A 16,847-nucleotide genomic window follows, 5' to 3' on the forward strand; every position below is an offset into this window, starting at 1 on the left:
ATCGAATATCGTTGTTATCGATTCCCGTTAACGTAACGACAATCGATATGGGTGTCAACCCCGCCTGACGAACGCCGAGCGCTATGCCGACGGCGAACACGGGCATACCGGCATCCGCCGCTGGTTACTCTCGATGTACAAGCGCTACACGCGTCTTCGCCCCGTGCGAATAAGGAGTCACAGCATGTTCGAGAGATTCACGGACCGAGCCCGTCGAGTGGTCGTCCTCGCCCAAGAAGAGGCGAAGATGCTCAACCACAACTACATCGGCACCGAGCACATCCTGCTCGGCCTCATCCACGAGGGTGAGGGTGTCGCAGCCAAGGCGCTCGAAAGCCTCGGCATCTCCCTCGACGCCGTGCGCGAGCAGGTGCAGGACATCATCGGTCAGGGCCAGCAGCAGCCCACCGGTCACATCCCCTTCACCCCGCGCGCCAAGAAGGTGCTCGAGCTGAGCCTCCGCGAGGCCCTCCAGCTCGGCCACAACTACATCGGCACCGAGCACATCCTCCTCGGCCTCATCCGCGAGGGTGAGGGCGTCGCCGCTCAGGTGCTCGTCAAGCTCGGCGCCGACCTGAACAAGGTGCGCCAGCAGGTCATCCAGCTGCTCTCCGGCGCTCCCGGCCGCGAGCCGGCCAGCGTCGGAGCCACCACCGGCGACCAGCAGCAGGGCCCCCAGGGCGGATCCGCGGTGCTCGACCAGTTCGGCCGCAACCTCACCCAGGCCGCGCGCGACAACAAGCTCGACCCGGTGATCGGGCGCGAGAAGGAGATCGAGCGGGTCATGCAGATCCTCTCCCGCCGCTCCAAGAACAACCCCGTCCTGATCGGCGAGCCCGGCGTCGGCAAGACCGCCGTCGTCGAGGGCCTCGCTCAGGCGATCGTCAAGGGCGATGTGCCCGAGACGCTGAAGGACAAGCAGGTCTACTCGCTCGACCTCGGCTCGCTCATCGCCGGTTCCCGCTACCGCGGTGACTTCGAGGAGCGCCTGAAGAAGGTCACCAAGGAGATCCGCACCCGCGGCGACATCATCGTCTTCATCGACGAGATCCACACCCTCGTGGGTGCGGGTGCCGCCGAGGGCGCGATCGATGCGGCCAGCATCCTGAAGCCTCTCCTCGCCCGCGGTGAACTGCAGACGATCGGTGCGACCACCCTCGACGAGTACCGCAAGCACTTCGAGAAGGATGCTGCGCTCGAGCGCCGCTTCCAGTCGATCCAGGTCGCCGAGCCGAGCCTCGCGCACACGATCAACATCCTCAAGGGCCTGCGCGATCGCTACGAAGCGCACCACAAGGTGCAGATCACCGACGGCGCCATCGTCGCGGCATCCAACCTCGCCGACCGCTACGTCAGCGACCGCTTCCTCCCGGACAAGGCCATCGACCTGATCGACGAGGCCGGCGCCCGCCTGCGTCTGTCGATCCTGTCCAGCCCGCCCGAGCTGCGCGAGTTCGACGAGAAGATCGCCGCCGTGCGTGAGCAGAAGGAGATCGCCTCCGAGGAGCAGGACTTCGAGAAGGCCGCCTCCCTCCGCGACGAGGAGAAGAGCCTCCTCGCCGAGCGTCTGCGCCTCGAGAAGCAGTGGCGTTCCGGCGACATCGCGACTGCAGCGGTCGTCGATGAGGGCCTGATCGCCGAGGTGCTCGCACAGGCCACCGGCATCCCCGTGTTCAAGCTGACGGAAGAGGAGTCCAGCCGACTCGTCTTCATGGAGAAGGCCCTGCACCAGCGGGTCATCGGCCAGGAAGAGGCGATCGCCGCTCTCTCCAAGACCATCCGTCGTCAGCGCGCCGGCCTCAAGGACCCGAAGCGTCCGTCCGGTTCGTTCATCTTCGCCGGTCCCACCGGCGTCGGAAAGACCGAGCTGGCCAAGGCGCTCGCCGAGTTCCTCTTCGACGACGAGGCAGCTCTCATCTCGCTCGACATGAGCGAGTTCGGCGAGAAGCACACCGTCTCGCGTCTGTTCGGTGCCCCTCCCGGATTCGTCGGATTCGAAGAGGGCGGCCAGCTCACCGAGAAGGTGCGCCGCAAGCCGTTCAGTGTCGTGCTCTTCGACGAGATCGAGAAGGCGCACCCGGACATCTTCAACTCGCTGCTGCAGATCCTCGAAGAGGGTCGCCTCACCGACGGTCAGGGTCGAGTGATCGACTTCAAGAACACCGTGATCATCATGACCACCAACCTCGGTGCGCGTGACATCGCCGGTGGACCTGTCGGCTTCCAGCTCGAGGGCAGCAGCTCGACGACCTACGAGCGGATGAAGGGCAAGGTCAACGAGGAGCTCAAGCGCAACTTCAAGCCCGAGTTCCTGAACCGTGTCGATGACATCATCGTGTTCCCGCAGCTGTCGAAGCCCGAGCTGGTGCAGATCGTCGATCTGTTCACCAAGCGCCTCGGCGAGCGTCTGCTCGATCGCGATATGACCATCGAGCTGTCGCAGTCCGCGAAGGAACGTCTCATCGAGATCGGGTTCGACCCGGCCCTCGGTGCCCGTCCGCTGCGTCGCGCGATGCAGCACGAGGTCGAAGACCGCCTGTCGGAGAAGATCCTGCACGGCGAGCTCAACGCGGGCGACCACGTCAAGGTGGATGCGAAGGACGGTGAGTTCCTCTTCGAGCACGGTCCGCGCGGCGAGCGGGTCGCGGTCGGCGTGAACACCGGCGGCGCGATCGCGGGCACCCCCGACCTGGCGGTCGCCAGCGGGGAGTAGCACCTCACGAACGAAGGGGCGGATGCGAGCAGCATCCGCCCCTTCGTCGTTCCCGCGTCCGTTCGCCGTTCGGAATGAGCGGGGTTGCGGAATCCGCTGGCACTGCCGACACGGTGTCGCGGCGGCGGGCGAAGGATTCGTCCGGTGGTCGAAGGCAGCGCCTCCGGGCAGCGGCTAGCATCGCCAGAGACTTCAGATCGAGCGGGAGAACGCGATGACGCATTGGGATCCGAGTACCGCCGACGGACTCATCTACTCCGGCGGATGGCGTGCCGGTGGCGGAGGAGTTCTCGCGGTGACCTCTCCCGGTGATGGGGGACGTGTCGGTACGGTCGGGATCGCGGACGACCAGGATGTGGAGCAGGCGGGGGTCTTGGCCGTCGCAGCGCAGAAGCAATGGGCGCGCGCGTCATATCGAACCAGGGCCGGCGTCTTGACCCGCGCCGCCGAGGTGCTGCGCGAGATCCGCGACGATGTCGAGCACCTGCTGATCCGTGAGAGCGGATCGCTGCCGACCAAAGCGGCGCATGAGGTGAGCAAGGCGATCGATGAGCTCGTCGAGGCGGCGAGCCTGGTGACCATGTCGCAGGGGGATGTGCTCCCCGTCGACGACCCGACGACACTCGGCATCGCGAGGCGCATCCCGGTCGGCGTGGTCGGGGTGATCGCGCCGTGGAACGCACCGCTGATGCTCGCGATCCGCTCTGTCGCACCGGCGATCGCGCTGGGCAACGCTGTGATCGTGAAGCCGGATGTGAAGACCGCCTTCTCCGGCGGCGCCGTCATGGCCGAGATCTTCTCGCGCGCCGGACTTCCCGACGGCGTGCTGCACATCCTCCCCGGTGGGCCGGAGACCGGAGAAGCCGTCGTGCGCTCTCCGCATACGAACGTCATCTCGTTCACGGGCTCATCGGCGGCCGGTCGACGCGTCGGCGAGGTGGCCGGAGGCCTGCTCAAGCGGGTGATCCTCGAGCTCGGCGGCAACAACGCCTTCATCGTCATGGCTGATGCCGACCTCGACCTGGCTGTCGCCTGCGGCGTCGGCGGATCGTTCCGCCATCAGGGCCAGATCTGCATGGCGACCGGTCGGCACCTGGTGCACGAGAGCATCGCCGACGAGTACGTGGAACGGCTGAGTGCCGCGGCTGCGGCGATGCGGCTGGGCGATCCCCTCGCCGAAGGAACGACGCTGGGCCCGCTGATCACAACCGTGCAGGCCGAACGGGTGCAGAGCATCGTCGATGCTGCGGTCGCCGATGGAGCCCGGGTGGCGCACGGCGGCACGCATGACGGCGTCTTCTTCACGCCGACCGTGCTCGACGGCGTCGGTGCGACGAACGCCGCATTCCAGAGTGAGATCTTCGGCCCGGTGGCCCCGGTGACGCGGTTCTCCACTGCGGAGGAAGCGCTGGAGTTGGCGAACGCGAGCGACTACGGCCTGTCTGCGGCGATCCACACGCGTGACATCGCCCGCGGTCTCGGCTTCGCGTCGCGACTGCGCGCGGGAATGGTCGCCCTGAACGGTCAGACCATCTACGACGCCGCGCACATCCCGATGGGCGGGATCGGTGCTTCCGGCAACGGCGGACGCCACGGCGGTCACTGGAACCTGGACGAGTTCACCTACTGGCAGTGGGTGACGGTCCCGACGATCTCAGACTGAGACCCGGTCTGCGGACGGAGAGGGCGAGCTGCGCCGAGGGGGTCGGCTCGTCCTTTTTCGTCGTGTCCGCACGCTGGCCGGCGATTCGACATCGTGTCGGAACCACGGCGTGACTTTCGCTCCGCGGTCACGTATCGACGTCGATCGGCCGAAACCTAGCCTGGGATCTCCGTAGCCGAGGAGGAGCCCTGTGTCCGTATCCGTGAAGAGTCCCCGTGCCCCGCTGTCGCCGCTCGGCGACGACGTGTGGCCAGACTCCACCGAGGTCCTGATCATGGGCGGGGGTCCGGTCGGCCTGTCGTGCGCGATTCTGCTTGCGCAGCGGGGCATCGACGTCCTTCTCGTCGAACGCCGCGACTTCGTTTTCCGCTTTCCGCGGGCGCATCTGCTCAATCCCCGCACCATGGAGGCATTCCACGACATGGATGTCGCCGACGACATCTACGCGGCGACCCCGGCTCATGATCGCTGGCGCAAGGCCGCCTGGTACACGACGGCGACCGGCCCCGGCCGTTTCGACGGGATGAAGATCGGCGATGTGCCCGCCTGGGGCGGTGGGCCGGATGCAGAACGCTACCGCTCCTCCAGCCCGCGTGCCTTCGCCAACATGCCCCAGTTGCGCCTCGACCCGCTGATCCATCGGCACGCGCTCGCCGCTGCTCCCGGGCGGATCAGGAGCAAGCAGGAGGTCGTCGGCATCGACCAGAACGCCGAGACGACGGTCGTGTCGATCAAGGATCTCGAGACCGGCGAGCTGCGCACCGTGCAAGCCCAGTACGTGATCGCTGCCGACGGTGGTCGCGACAGTGCCGACCTTCTCGGGATCGAGCTGGAGGGCCCGCGCGACATGCGCGAGGTCGTCAACTATCACGTGAGCATGGACCTCTCTGCGTGGTCGGAGCCGGATGCGCTGCTCGGCCACTTCCTGCATCCGGCTGGCGGTGCGCGGCGGAGGGGCACGATCCAGGCGCTCGGACCCACCCATTACAATCGCGACTCCGAGGAGTGGCTGGTCTCGGTCGCCGCCTGGATGGTCGAGGGCGACCCGAACGACGAGGCAGCGCTCTTCGCCTCGATCCGACGGATGCTGGGGCTGGCCGACGATCACGAGATCACGATGCACTCGATGACACGGTGGAGCTATCACGGCCTCGTGGCGAAGCACTTCCGCGATCGTCGGGTGTTCCTCGCCGGCGATGCCGCGCACAAGCATCCGCCGACCGGGGGGCTGGGGCTGAACAGCGGAATCCAGGATGCCCAGAACCTGTGCTGGAAGATCGCGGCCGTGCTCGACGGGCAGGCACCGGATGCGCTGCTGGACAGCTACCAGGCCGAGCGCCGCCCGACGGTCGCCTGGTACACCGCGCACTCGCTCGAGAACGCCAACCGGCACCCTCCGATCGCCGACGCTCTCGGTTTCAGTGACGATGAGGCCGAAGGCTTCCGCGGCCTGGAGACCTTCGTCAGCGACACCCCCGAGGGTGAGGCGATGCGGGAGCGAGTGGCGGCGGAGGTCGCGCACAACGCGCACGACTACAGCCAGCTCGGCGTCGAGGCCGGGTACCACTACTCGGCAGGGGCGATCGTGCCCGACGGCACCCCTGTGCCCGGCGATCCCTCCGACCCCGTGACGTTCCATGCGACATCCCGGCCCGGTCATCACCTTCCGCATGTCTGGCTCAGCGGTGTCACCGGCGCGGACGGTGGTCGCGTGTCGTCCCACGACCTCATCGATTCCGTCGGGCTGACGCTGCTCACCTCGGAGTCGGCGGCGCCGCGGTGGCGCGAAGCTGCTGCAGCGGCATCCGGAAGCATGCCGGTCACCGTCGTCGCGATCGCCGATGACGATGCGGCATGGACCGCGGCACGTCAGATCGACGGAGACGGTGCCCTACTCATACGACCTGACCGCAAGGTCGCCTGGCGGGCGGCGAGTCTGCCCGCGGACCCCGCCGCAGAGCTGGTGAGCGCTCTCGACATCATCCTCCGCGGTGGTGATGCCCCGGCGGATGACCCGGCCGAGCCGTACCTGCGTCGGATCAGGGCCGCGGCGAACGTCCTGGTGCGCTGACGCATGCCAGCATCCCGCTGCTTCGGACACCGTGTCGGATCACGACAGGGGAGTTTCCCGCAGTGCACCGATTCTCGACGGATGCCGCTCTCGTAGCGTCGAGTAGACGCCGCTTCCTGTCCTTCCCGGACCCGCACAGATCTAAGGAGTCACCGTGATCATCGATGTCCACGGCCACATGTCGGCCCCGGATTCCTACTACGCGTGGAAGGCGTCGCTGCTGGCGGCTCGTGGGTCGCACGGCGGCAAGCCGCCCGTGATCACCGACGACGATCTCATCGCGTCGTATCACGCCCCGCATCCGAGCTTCGGGCATGTGTCGCACATGACGCACATCGATGACGCCGGGATCGGGTTGCAGCTGCTCTCCCCGCGTCCGTTCCACGCGATGCACTCCGAGCGCCCGACCAAGATCGTCGAGTGGTTCACCGCGGAGACGAACAACCTCATCCAGCGCACCACCGAGCTGTTCCCCGGACGCTTCCGGGGCATGGCCGGGATCCCGCAGAGCCCGTACTTGAGCGTCGAGCAGTGGCTCCCCGAGCTGCGTCGGGCGATCACCGAACTCGGATTCGTCGGAGCGATGGTGAACTCCGACCCCTACGAGGGCACCGAGGTGCCGCCGGCGATGGGCGAACGGTACTGGTACCCGCTCTACGAAGAGCTCTGCGCACTCGATGTGCCCATGCTGCTGCATTCGGCCGGCTGCAAGTACCCGTCGCGTGAGCCGTACAGCCTGCACTTCATCCAGGAGGAGACCGTCGCGATCTGGAGCATGATCCAGTCCAACGTGTTCGCCGACTTCCCTGATCTGAAGGTCATCGTGGCCCACGGCGGCGGCGCGATTCCGTACCAGATGGGGCGCTTCCTCCCGTCGGTCGTGCGCACCGGGGTCTCGTACCTCGACAAGCTCCGCAAGTTCTACTTCGACTCGTGCCTCTACACGCAGGACAGCCTCGAGCTGCTGATGAAGACCGTCGGCACCGACCGGGTGCTGTTCGGATCGGAGAAGCCGGGCACCGGCTCGCAGATCGATCCGGACACGGGCCGTTGGTTCGACGACATCCACCTGCTCATCGACGACATCGAGTGGCTCGACGCCGATCGTCGCGCCGACGTGCTCGAGAACAACGCCCGCAGCCTGTTCCGGCTCTGAGCGCGGCACACGGCACAACGAACATCGCACACCGAACACCGAGAAGGGATCCACCATGACCGAGATCGTCGCCGGATTCGGCACCTCGCACGGACCGCAGCTGAAGGCCGCGCCCCCTGCGGCGTGGGAGACGCGAGGCGTCGCCGACCGCCGCAGCAAAGGCCTCAAGTTCCGCGGAGGCAACTACACGTTCGACCAGCTCAGCGCGCTGCGCGAGGACTTCTCGGAAGAGATCTCACACGACGTGATGCAGCGCCGCTGGGACAGCTGCCAGTCGTCGATGGATGACCTCTCCCGTTTCATCGCCGAGCAGAACGTCGACGTGCTCGTCATCGTCTCCAGCGACCACAAGGAGACCTATGGCGACGAGTGGCTCGCTCCGTTCTCGGTGTTCTGGGGCGACGAGGTCGCGCACGTGCCGTTCACGCAGGCGCAGCTCGACGAGATGGCGCCGGGGCTCGCCGAGGCGGCGAAGGGAGACGTTCCGGATCACACGATCATCCGTCCGACGCACCGCGCTCTCGGCAAGCACATCATCCAGTCGACGCAGGCCGAGGACTTCGATACCGGCGCGACCGAGATCGTGCCCGCAGGGCGCTACGACAACCATTCGATCCCGCACGGCTTCGGCTTCATCTACCAGCGCTTCATGGGTGAGCAGTCGACGGTGCCGATGGTGCCGATCTTCATCAACACGTTCTGGGAGCCCAATCCGCCGAGCGCGAAGCGCTGCTACGAGTTCGGCCGCGCGGTGGCGAGGGCGATCACGTCGTTCCCCGGCAACCTGCGCGTCGGCATCGTCGCCTCCGGAGGGCTCAGCCACTTCGTGATCGACGAGAAGCTCGACAGCGAGTTCCTCCAGGCGATGAAGGACCACGACGCCGAATATCTCTCCTCTGTTCCGGCAGCCGAGATGCAATCGGGAGCATCAGAGCTCCGCAACTGGATCGCGGTCGCCGGCATCGCCGACGAGGTCGGTCTCACCGTCACCAACGTCGACTACGAGCCCTGCTACCGCACCGAGGCGGGTACCGGCAACGCGATGGGCTTCGTCACCTGGGAGCGCGCCTGAGATGACCGATCCCACAGCGATCATCGCGGCACTCCGGGCGTTGGACAGCTGCGCAATCTCGGATGCTCTTGACACGCTGGGTCTGCCCGGAGCGGTGATCGAGCTGAGCGCGATGTGGCCGGCTGGTCGCACGGTCGCGGGGCGGGTGCGCACCGTGACCGCCGCCCCCAAGGCGTCATCCGGTCCCGTGACCCACATCGCCACGCCGCTCGTGGCGATCGCCGAGCGGGATGACGTCGTCGTGATCGACAACCACGGCCACACCGACGTCTCCTGCTGGGGCGGTCTGCTGGCCGAGGCCGCGATCCAGCGGGGTGTGGCCGGGGTGATCGTCGACGGCGCGTGCCGCGACGTGCAGGAGAGCGAGGCGCTTGGCCTCCCCGTCTTCGCGCGCGCTGCCGTTCCCGTCAGCGCACGCGGGCGCATCGTGCAACAGGCCATGGACGAGCGCATCCAGGTCTCCGGAGTCTCCGTCGCGTCGTACGACTATGTCGTCGCCGACGTCAACGGAGTCGTCTTCGTAGCCGCATCCGACGCTGCTCGTGTAGTCGCCCTCGCGCAACGCATCGCCGACCGGGAGGCCCGGATGGCCGAGGCCGTGCGCGCCGGCCAAGATGTCAGCGAGGTCATGCACGACTCCCGATTCCCCACCGTCACCGCAGATCCAGACTCCGCGGAGGAGAAATGACCGACACTCTCACCGAGCGTTTCGCCGCCCTCGGCACCGCGACCGTCTCCGACGCGCTCGACAAGCACAGCCGACCCGGCAGCCTCCTCGGCATCGCCCCGCTCGCCGACGGCCAGCACATGGTCGGCCGGGCGTTCACCGTCCGTTACGTCAGCGCGCAGGTGCCAGCGGGAACCGTCGGCGACTTCATCGACCAGGTCGAGCCTGGCCAGGTCGTCGTGCTCGACAACGACGGCAGGGTCGACTGCACGGTGTGGGGCGACATCCTCACGGCGGTCGCTCACCACCGCGGCATCGCCGGGACCGTGATCGAAGGCGTCTGCCGTGACACGCACCGCGCGCTGTCGATCGGGTATCCGATCTTCAGCCGAGGCCGCTTCATGCGCACGGGCAAGGACCGCGTCGAGGTCGCCGAAGAACAGGGGCCGGTCACGATCGGCGGTGTCACCGTGCGCGCGGGCGACATCCTGCTCGGCGACTCGGACGGTGTGGTCGCCATCCCGCAAGACATCGAGGAGCAGGTGCTCGAGACCGCGGAGATGATCCATGTCCGTGAGGAATCGATCCTCGCCGCGGCTCTGGGCGGGGCGACGATCGCCGAAGCGCGTGCCCGCTTCGGCTACCACGATCTGCAGAGGGCCGACGCGTGAGCGACCTCGATCGCGATGCAGACGAACTGCTGCGCTTGGGCAGTGCCACGCTGTACGAGGCGTCGCGCAGCGACTGCTTTCTCGACCCCGCATTCCACCCGGCCTGGGAGGGCGCTCAGCTCGTCGGACGGGCATTCCCGGTGTCGGCGCAGATCGGCGACAACCTCGCTCTGCATCACGGGATCGAAACGGCGACCGCGGGCGACGTGCTCGTCGTCGACGGAGGCGGCGCCGCCTACGGGTACTGGGGTGAGGTCATGACCGTCGCCGCCCAGGCCCGCGGAATCCGTGGGCTCGTCATCGACGGCGGCGTGCGCGATACGGCGCAGCTGGCCGCCCTGGGCTTCCCCGCCTTCAGCACGTCGATCTCGATCCGCGGCACGATCAAGCAGTGGCCAGGCACGGTCGGTCAGACGGTCACGCTTCGCGGACGTGTCATCCGACGTGGCGACGTGATCGTGGCAGACCGTGACGGCATCGCCGTCCTCCCCGCCGAACGCTACGACGACGTCCTCGCCGCATCTCGCGAACGCGCGGACAAAGAGGATGCGTACATGGCGAGGCTCCGCGCCGGCGAAACGACCCTCGACGTCTACGACCTCCGTCGCCTCGGCTCGCCGAGCAGCGACACGACCCCCTGAGAGGGAGACATGACCCAGGTCCTGGACGCGGACGTCCTCATCATCGGCGCGGGCCCCGTCGGGCTCGTCGCCGCGCTCGATCTCGCCTCCCGCGGAATCTCCACCGTCGTCGTCGAGCAGCGGGAGTACCTCGAGCCGCCGAACGTGAAGTGCAACCATGTCGCCTCACGCACGATGGAGAGCTTTCGCCGACTCGGCTTCGCCGACGAGGTGCGTGCTGCCGGTCTACCGACGGACTACCCGCAGGACGTGGCGTTTCGCACCTCGCTGACCGGACGTGAGTTCGCGCGCATCCCGATTCCGGCGAGCGGCGAGCGCTACACCTCGCGCACCGGACCTGACACCTCCTGGAATACTCCGGAACCCCCGCACCGGATCAACCAGACCTTCCTCGAGCCGATCCTCGCCACGAACGCCGCAGCGTCACCGAACATCACGCTGCTCAATCGGACGCTGTTCCATTCCCTGTCGCAGGGCGAGGAGTCGGTCTCCGTCGTGATCTCCGACCTCGACGGATCGAACGAGCGTGTCCTGCGCGGCCGCTATCTCATCGGTGCGGACGGCGGGCGATCGAACGTCCGCAAGCAGATCGGCGCCACACTCAGCGGTGATGCCGTGCTGCAGCACGTGCAGTCGACGTGCATCCGTTCTGTCGACCTGTACGAGCAGATGACTGCCGCGGAGCCGCGAGCCTGGGGCTACTACACGTTCAACGCGCGCCGACTCGGTCACGTCTACGCGATCGACGGTCGAGAGACCTTCCTCGTGCACACCTACCTCTCCCCGGAGGAAGCGGCGCACGAAGGCGCCGTGGACCGGGACGCCGCCATCCAGGCGATCCTCGGTGTCGACGAGGACTTCCCCTACGAGGTCGTGTCTCGGGAGGACTGGGTGGCCAGGCGGCTGCTCGCCGACCGCTTCCGCGACGGGCGCGTCTTCATCGCCGGAGACGCGACGCACCTGTGGGTGCCGTTCGCCGGTTTCGGCATGAACGCGGGGATCGCCGATGTTCTCAATCTCACCTGGTCGCTCGGCGCTCATCTGAACGGGTGGGCGGCGGAAGGCATCCTCGACGCGTACGAGGCGGAGCGTCGACCGATCACCGAACAGGTGTCGCACTTCGCGATGAATCACCAGCGGAAGCTCGCCAGGCCCGGCCTGCCCGACGCGCTCGAAGATGACTCGGATGCGGGCGACGCGGCTCGTGCCGAGTTCGGAGCCGCCGTGCACGCGCTCAACGAGCCGCAGTTCGCCGCGGCCGGACTCAACTACGGCTATGTCTACGGTGCCTCGCCGATCATCGCGTACGACGACGAGCAGGCTCCCGGCTATTCGATGGGGGAGTACACGCCCTCGACGGTTCCCGGATGCCGTGCCCCGCACTTCACGCTGCCGGACGGCTCGTCCTTCTACGACCGGCTCTCGGCCGGATACACGCTCGTGGTGCGCGACGGAGGCGATGGCGCGGCGCTGTCCGCCGCCGCTGAGAGCCGTGGCATCCCGTTCGCCCTCGTCGAGGCAGATGCCGAGTTCCTCCCCGTGGAGTACCGGTGTGCGCTCACACTCGTCCGTCAGGACCAGCACGTGGTCTGGCGGGGGGATACCGCGGACGCCGAGACGGCGGCTCATCTGTGGGAGCTGCTCCGCGGTGCCCTCGTCGCGGCCGCGGTCTGAATCCGTACACGTCGGATTCGATACGAAGGGGGCCGGTCGCGAGATGCGACCGGCCCCCTTCTGCGTTCAGAACCGGATGACCTTGGTGGCCGCCATCGCCTTCAGCCCTTCGACGCCGAACTCCAGACCGTACCCCGACGCCTTCGTGCCGCCGAACGGCACCTGCGGGTCGACGCCGCCGTGCTGGTTGATCCACACCGTGCCGGCATCGAGGCGCTGTGCGATATCTGTCGCAGCATCCGTGTCGGCGCCCCAGACCGACGCGCCGAGTCCCTGCTCCGTGCCGTTGGCGCGGCGCACCGCATCGTCGACGTCGAAGTAGCGGATGACCGGCAGTACCGGGCCGAACTGCTCTTCGTAGACGACCGCGGCGTCGTCTTCGACGTCGGCGATGATCGTGGGTCGGTAGAAGAGCGGTCCGAGGTCTGCCGCCGGTTCTCCACCGGTGACGATGCGGGCTCCGCGGGTCCTGGCGTCATCGACGAGACGCGCGACGATGTCGAACTGAGCCGGGTTCTGCACCGGGCCGAGGCGATTCGTCTTGTCGTGACCAGAGCCCAGCGGTGCTGCTTCCGCTCGCGCGGCGAGGGCTGCCACCGTCTCCTCGTACACCGAGTCGTGCACATACAGCCTCTTCAGGGCGGCGCACACCTGCCCGGTGTTCATGAAGGCGCCCCAGAACAGCTTGTCGGCGACGGTTTCGACGTCGGTCCCGGGGAGCACGATGCCCGCATCGTTGCCGCCGAGTTCGAGAGTGAGGCGGGCGAGGTTCGCCGATGAGCTCTCCACGATCCGTCGGCCGGTGGCCGTCGATCCGGTGAACACGATCTTCGCGATGTCGGGGTGCGCAGCGAGGGCGGCACCCACCTCGCGGTCGCCGGACACCGCAGTGACCACGCTCGAGGGGAGGTGCCGGCGGAAGATCTCGATGAGCGCGAGAACGCTGAGCGGAGTGTTCTCGGAGGGCTTGATCACCACCGTGTTGCCCATCCGGAGAGCAGGAGCGATATGCCAGACCGCGATCATCACCGGGAAGTTCCATGGGCCGATGGAGGCGACGACACCGAGCGGGACGTAGTGCAGCTCCGAGCCCTCGGCGAGCTTCTGCGGTTCGAGGATCGTGTCAGCGGCTCCGCGCAGCCAGTGCGCCGCGCCGTGAGCCTCGCCGGCTCCGGCGACCTTGCCCTGCTCCTGGGTGATGATCTCGCCGAGTTCTTCCGCGTGTGCATCGATGTCATCGGCGACGAGACGCATCAGGCGGGCGCGCTCCGCGTGCCCGAGAGCCGCCCACGCGGGTTGGGCAGCGGATGCCTCGGCGACGGCCACCTCGAGGTCGGCGACGGTCTGCACCGGTGCGTGACCGATGACCGCCCTGGTCGCCGCGTCGAGGATCGGCCGACCGCTGTCGGCATCCAGGGAGACCGTGGCCAGGAGTTCGTTCATTGCGGGTCCTTCCGCTGAGGAGGCAGATCGGGCGAGCCCGAACGGCCTCGGAGTCGATTCCGGATATTCAGTTGTCAGGGGAAGCCATGGGCGGCGGCTCGCAGCTCAGCGAAGCCCCGCGAGTGTCGCGACGCGCAGGCCGGTGTGCAGTTCGCGCCGGATGAGGCCGTCAGACAGGTCGACATCGGTGATCGCTCGCACTCGATCGAGTCGGTAGTAGAGAGTGCTCCGGTGGACGTGAAGCTCCAGAGCGGTGCGCTGTGCATCGCATCCGCAATCGAGGTACGCCTCGAGCGTGTGCGCCAGATCCGGGCCGGATTGGGCTTCGAGCAGCCGCTGCACGGAGCCGGGGAGGTCGGATCGGGTCAACGTCTCGAGCGGCAGCTGCAGGAGCATGCGGTCAAGACCCAGGTCCTCCCAGTGCACGACGCGATCCCTGGTCGGGTCGATCGCGGCACCTCGTGCGGCGATGCGCGCTTCTCTCCGTGAGCGGTAGGCGTCCGCGAGGGGAGCGTGCGCCCCGCCGATGCCTGCTCGCAGCGACGCGAAGGCGGGGAGGTCGAGCAGACCGACGAGTCGGTCGCGATCGATCTCGTACGGGACGACCAGCACGGCCTCGCCGTCGACGACGGTGCCGACGGCCTTGAGAGCGGGGAACACCGGGATGGCCGAGAGCGCGCGATCGATGACGAGACGCAGCGCCGCAGAACTCGGGTCGAACCCGGACGGCGCCGCCAGCGTGATCACGCTGTAGTGGGGCACCGGGGAGACGAGCCCGCCGGTCAGGAGCTCGTCGGCGGCTCGAGTGCGCTGATCGCGATCGCCGTCCAGGAGAGCGGTGATCAGACGAAGGGCACGATCCTCGTCTTCGCGGTTGCCGAGCGCCATGGCGGCGAGGATGACGCCGATCTGCGCACGAGACTCCCGGATCGCGTCATCCTCGATGAGGTGCTCGTCGGGGGTGTCTTCCGGGATCGTCGAGGAGACGTAGCCGACGAGGTGCCCTTCATGGCGCACAGGTGCGACGTGCCGGGTCTGCCCGCCGTCCAGAGGCGGGATGCGCACAGGGCCGTCTGCATGCCCGACCCGGTACTCCTTGATCGACTCGCGCGCTCGCGAGGAACCCTTGTGGGACAGGATGATCGCGAGTCTCGCGTGGTCGACATCTCGGTCGTGGATGCTGAACGCGATCACGTTGAAATCGACGTCGAAGACGATGATCGGCCGACTCAATCGGTCGGCGTACGCCTGGACATGTCCCTCGAGATTCATCGCTCACCTCTCTGTGCTCACCCACGAGTGCCTTCATATCCGCCAAACGCTCGAGTTGCGGCGGACATGTTCACGACGGAGTTGTGACCGCCATGAAGTTCGACCTATATTCAATATAGTCAATTTCTAGAGAGGCGGCCAGTATGGCAAAGATGACAGGCGGCGACGCGCTCACCCAGGCTCTGATCAGCGAGGGGGTCGAGACAGTCTTCGGCATCCCCGGCGTGCAGCTCGATGGGCTGACCGACGGCATGTATCGGCGTCAGGATGAGGTGCACCTGATGGTGCCGCGACACGAGCAGAGCACCACCTACATGGCAGACGGGTATCACCGGGTCACCGGCAAGCCCGGTGTCGCGATGGTCGTTCCCGGCCCCGGCGTGCTGAATGCGGGTGCCGGTATGGCGACGGCATACGCCTGCTCGTCGCAGGTCATGCTCCTCGCGGGGACCATCCCGAGCACGCTCGTCGGAGCGGGTCTCGGTGCGCTCCACGAGATTCCGAAGCAGACCGAAACGATCCAGGGACTCACGAAGTGGACGGCCAGGCCGACCCGTGTCGAAGAGATCCCCGACCTGGTGCACGAGGGGTTCCGCCAGATGCGAACCGGCCGCCCCCGGCCCGTCGCGCTCGAACTCGGGCCGGACATCCTGCACGCCGTCGCCGACCTCGAGGTCGGCACGCCCTTCGCCGTCGACGCTCCGGTCGCGCCCGAAGACAAGGTTGCGGAGATCGCCCAGCTCCTCGCCGCCAGCTCCCGTCCGGTGATCCACGTCGGCGGCGGCGTCAAGGGGCAGCGGGCTTTCGATATGCTCGCTCGCCTCGCGGACCTGCTCGACGCGCCGGTCGTCATGAGTGAGAACGGGCGAGGCGCGATCGACGCCCGCGACCCGCACGCGCTCTCGGCGTACTCCCTGTGGGAACTGCGGGAGACGGCAGATGCCGTGGTGTCCTTCGGCAGCCGCTTCCTGACGCCTTTCGGTCAGCAACTGAACATCGGTGAGGCGCGGCTCGCGCTGGTGAACGTCGACCCGGCCGATCTGACTGCACCTCGTCGTCCCGATATCGCTGTGAATGCAGACGCCACCGCCGTCCTGGAGGCGCTCGTCGCCCGTGTGCGGCGGCAGGAGGGCTGGGGGGCGGAGCTGCGTCGCCTCCGCGAAGACGGTGACGCGCGGGTGCGCGCTCAGGTCGCTCCGCAGATGGCGTTCGTCGACGCCATCCGCGCGTCGCTTCCCGCCGACGGGATCTTCGTCAACGAGCTCACCCAGATCGGGTACGTCTCCACCTACGGCTACCCGGTGCAGGCGCCGCGATCCTACGTCTGGCCCGGCTACCAGGGCACGCTCGGCTATGCGATGCCGACCGCACTCGGCGCCGCCGTCGGCGCCGGAGACCGCCCGGTCGTCGTGGTCACCGGCGACGGTGGCATCGGCTGGTCGCTGCAGGAGTTCGCCACGGCGAAGAAATACGGCATCCCGCTCATCACGGTGCTGTTCGAGGACAACCGGTTCGGAAACGTGTGGCGCATCCAGCGAGACACCTACGGAGGACGATTCATCGGATCCGATCTCACGAACCCGGATTTCGAGCTGCTGGCACAGGCCTTCGGCATCGACTTCACCCTCGCCGACGATGCGGATGCCGTGCAGCGCGGCATCGCCGCCGCGATCGCGGCCCGCCAGCCGGCCATCATCAAGGTGCCGGTCGACGTCTTCCCGTCGCCCTGGCCGTTCATCCACGAGCCGAAGAAGCACTAGCGGCCCGTCCGGAGAAGGGCGCGTTCAACCTGTCAAGGTCGGGC

General features: G+C 67.5%; 12 protein-coding genes. 10 read left to right on the forward strand and 2 right to left on the reverse strand.

Translation table 11 applies throughout. The annotated features are described in order from the left end of the window. Nucleotides 1-184: 184 nt before the first annotated feature. The 9 genes from MRBLWO13_RS07835 to MRBLWO13_RS07875 all read left to right on the forward strand — a co-directional run bounded on the left by MRBLWO13_RS07835 (nt 185) and on the right by MRBLWO13_RS07875 (nt 12,328). Nucleotides 185-2,713 carry an ATP-dependent Clp protease ATP-binding subunit gene (locus MRBLWO13_RS07835; protein WP_341977671.1) on the forward strand — a complete coding sequence of 843 codons (2,529 nt, stop codon included), beginning with the start codon at nt 185-187 and terminating at the stop codon, nt 2,711-2,713. Nucleotides 2,714-2,927: 214 nt separating this feature from the next. Then, nucleotides 2,928-4,376, forward strand: coding sequence for an aldehyde dehydrogenase family protein (locus tag MRBLWO13_RS07840; RefSeq protein ID WP_341977672.1), 1,449 nt, complete (start codon nt 2,928-2,930; stop codon nt 4,374-4,376). A 190-nt stretch (nt 4,377-4,566) separates the two neighbouring features. After that, complete coding sequence (locus MRBLWO13_RS07845; RefSeq protein WP_341977675.1) at nt 4,567-6,447, forward strand: FAD-dependent monooxygenase; 1,881 nt, start codon at nt 4,567-4,569, stop codon at nt 6,445-6,447. Nucleotides 6,448-6,601: 154 nt separating this feature from the next. Further along, a complete protein-coding gene (locus MRBLWO13_RS07850) occupies nt 6,602-7,603 on the forward strand; it encodes an amidohydrolase family protein (RefSeq protein ID WP_341977677.1) in 1,002 nt (333 codons plus the stop codon). Nucleotides 7,604-7,658: 55 nt separating this feature from the next. Then, entirely contained in the window at nt 7,659-8,675 is a 1,017-nt protein-coding gene (locus tag MRBLWO13_RS07855; RefSeq protein WP_341977679.1) for a hypothetical protein, read from the forward strand. 1 nt (nt 8,676) lies between these two features. Then, entirely contained in the window at nt 8,677-9,363 is a 687-nt protein-coding gene (locus MRBLWO13_RS07860) for a 4-carboxy-4-hydroxy-2-oxoadipate aldolase/oxaloacetate decarboxylase (RefSeq protein ID WP_341977681.1), read from the forward strand. Continuing rightward, the gene (locus MRBLWO13_RS07865) at nt 9,360-10,013 is read left to right on the forward strand and encodes an RraA family protein (protein WP_341977683.1); all 654 of its coding nucleotides are present in this window, start codon (nt 9,360-9,362) and stop codon (nt 10,011-10,013) included. Before MRBLWO13_RS07860 ends, MRBLWO13_RS07865 begins: the two co-directional genes overlap by 4 nt. Continuing rightward, the gene (locus MRBLWO13_RS07870; protein ID WP_341977685.1) at nt 10,010-10,654 is read left to right on the forward strand and encodes a 4-carboxy-4-hydroxy-2-oxoadipate aldolase/oxaloacetate decarboxylase; all 645 of its coding nucleotides are present in this window, start codon (nt 10,010-10,012) and stop codon (nt 10,652-10,654) included. The genes MRBLWO13_RS07865 and MRBLWO13_RS07870 overlap by 4 nt, the downstream gene beginning before the upstream one ends. Nucleotides 10,655-10,663: 9 nt before the next feature. Continuing rightward, on the forward strand, nt 10,664-12,328 hold the full coding sequence (locus tag MRBLWO13_RS07875) for an FAD-dependent monooxygenase (RefSeq protein ID WP_341977687.1): 1,665 nt from the start codon (nt 10,664-10,666) through the stop codon (nt 12,326-12,328). 66 nt (nt 12,329-12,394) lie between these two features. Here MRBLWO13_RS07875 and MRBLWO13_RS07880 read toward each other — a convergent pair whose 3' ends face one another. Further along, nucleotides 12,395-13,771, reverse strand: coding sequence for an aldehyde dehydrogenase family protein (locus MRBLWO13_RS07880; protein ID WP_341977689.1), 1,377 nt, complete (start codon nt 13,769-13,771; stop codon nt 12,395-12,397). Between the two features lie 105 nt (nt 13,772-13,876). Further along, nucleotides 13,877-15,043 carry a helix-turn-helix domain-containing protein gene (locus MRBLWO13_RS07885; protein ID WP_341977690.1) on the reverse strand — a complete coding sequence of 389 codons (1,167 nt, stop codon included), beginning with the start codon at nt 15,041-15,043 and terminating at the stop codon, nt 13,877-13,879. Nucleotides 15,044-15,186: 143 nt separating this feature from the next. On the opposite strand from MRBLWO13_RS07885, the gene MRBLWO13_RS07890 reads away from it, so the two are divergent. Next, nucleotides 15,187-16,803, forward strand: a complete 1,617-nt coding sequence (locus MRBLWO13_RS07890; protein ID WP_341977692.1) for a thiamine pyrophosphate-binding protein — start codon at nt 15,187-15,189, stop codon at nt 16,801-16,803. Nucleotides 16,804-16,847: the final 44 nt, after the last annotated feature.

This window comes from Microbacterium sp. LWO13-1.2 (genome assembly GCF_038397725.1).
Lineage (GTDB): Bacteria > Actinomycetota > Actinomycetes > Actinomycetales > Microbacteriaceae > Microbacterium.

Bases quoted from the DNA above. Each gene is read 5' to 3' on its own strand.
- MRBLWO13_RS07875 (WP_341977687.1), top strand. From the start codon at position 10,664: ATGACCCAGGTCCTGGACGCGGACGTCCTCATCATCGGCGCGGGCCCC.
- MRBLWO13_RS07840 (WP_341977672.1), top strand. From the start codon at position 2,928: ATGACGCATTGGGATCCGAGTACCGCCGACGGACTCATCTACTCCGGC.
- MRBLWO13_RS07880 (WP_341977689.1), bottom strand. From the start codon at position 13,771: ATGAACGAACTCCTGGCCACGGTCTCCCTGGATGCCGACAGCGGTCGG.
- MRBLWO13_RS07865 (WP_341977683.1), top strand. From the start codon at position 9,360: ATGACCGACACTCTCACCGAGCGTTTCGCCGCCCTCGGCACCGCGACC.
- MRBLWO13_RS07860 (WP_341977681.1), top strand. From the start codon at position 8,677: ATGACCGATCCCACAGCGATCATCGCGGCACTCCGGGCGTTGGACAGC.
- MRBLWO13_RS07890 (WP_341977692.1), top strand. From the start codon at position 15,187: ATGGCAAAGATGACAGGCGGCGACGCGCTCACCCAGGCTCTGATCAGC.
- MRBLWO13_RS07835 (WP_341977671.1), top strand. From the start codon at position 185: ATGTTCGAGAGATTCACGGACCGAGCCCGTCGAGTGGTCGTCCTCGCC.
- MRBLWO13_RS07855 (WP_341977679.1), top strand. From the start codon at position 7,659: ATGACCGAGATCGTCGCCGGATTCGGCACCTCGCACGGACCGCAGCTG.
- MRBLWO13_RS07885 (WP_341977690.1), bottom strand. From the start codon at position 15,043: ATGAATCTCGAGGGACATGTCCAGGCGTACGCCGACCGATTGAGTCGG.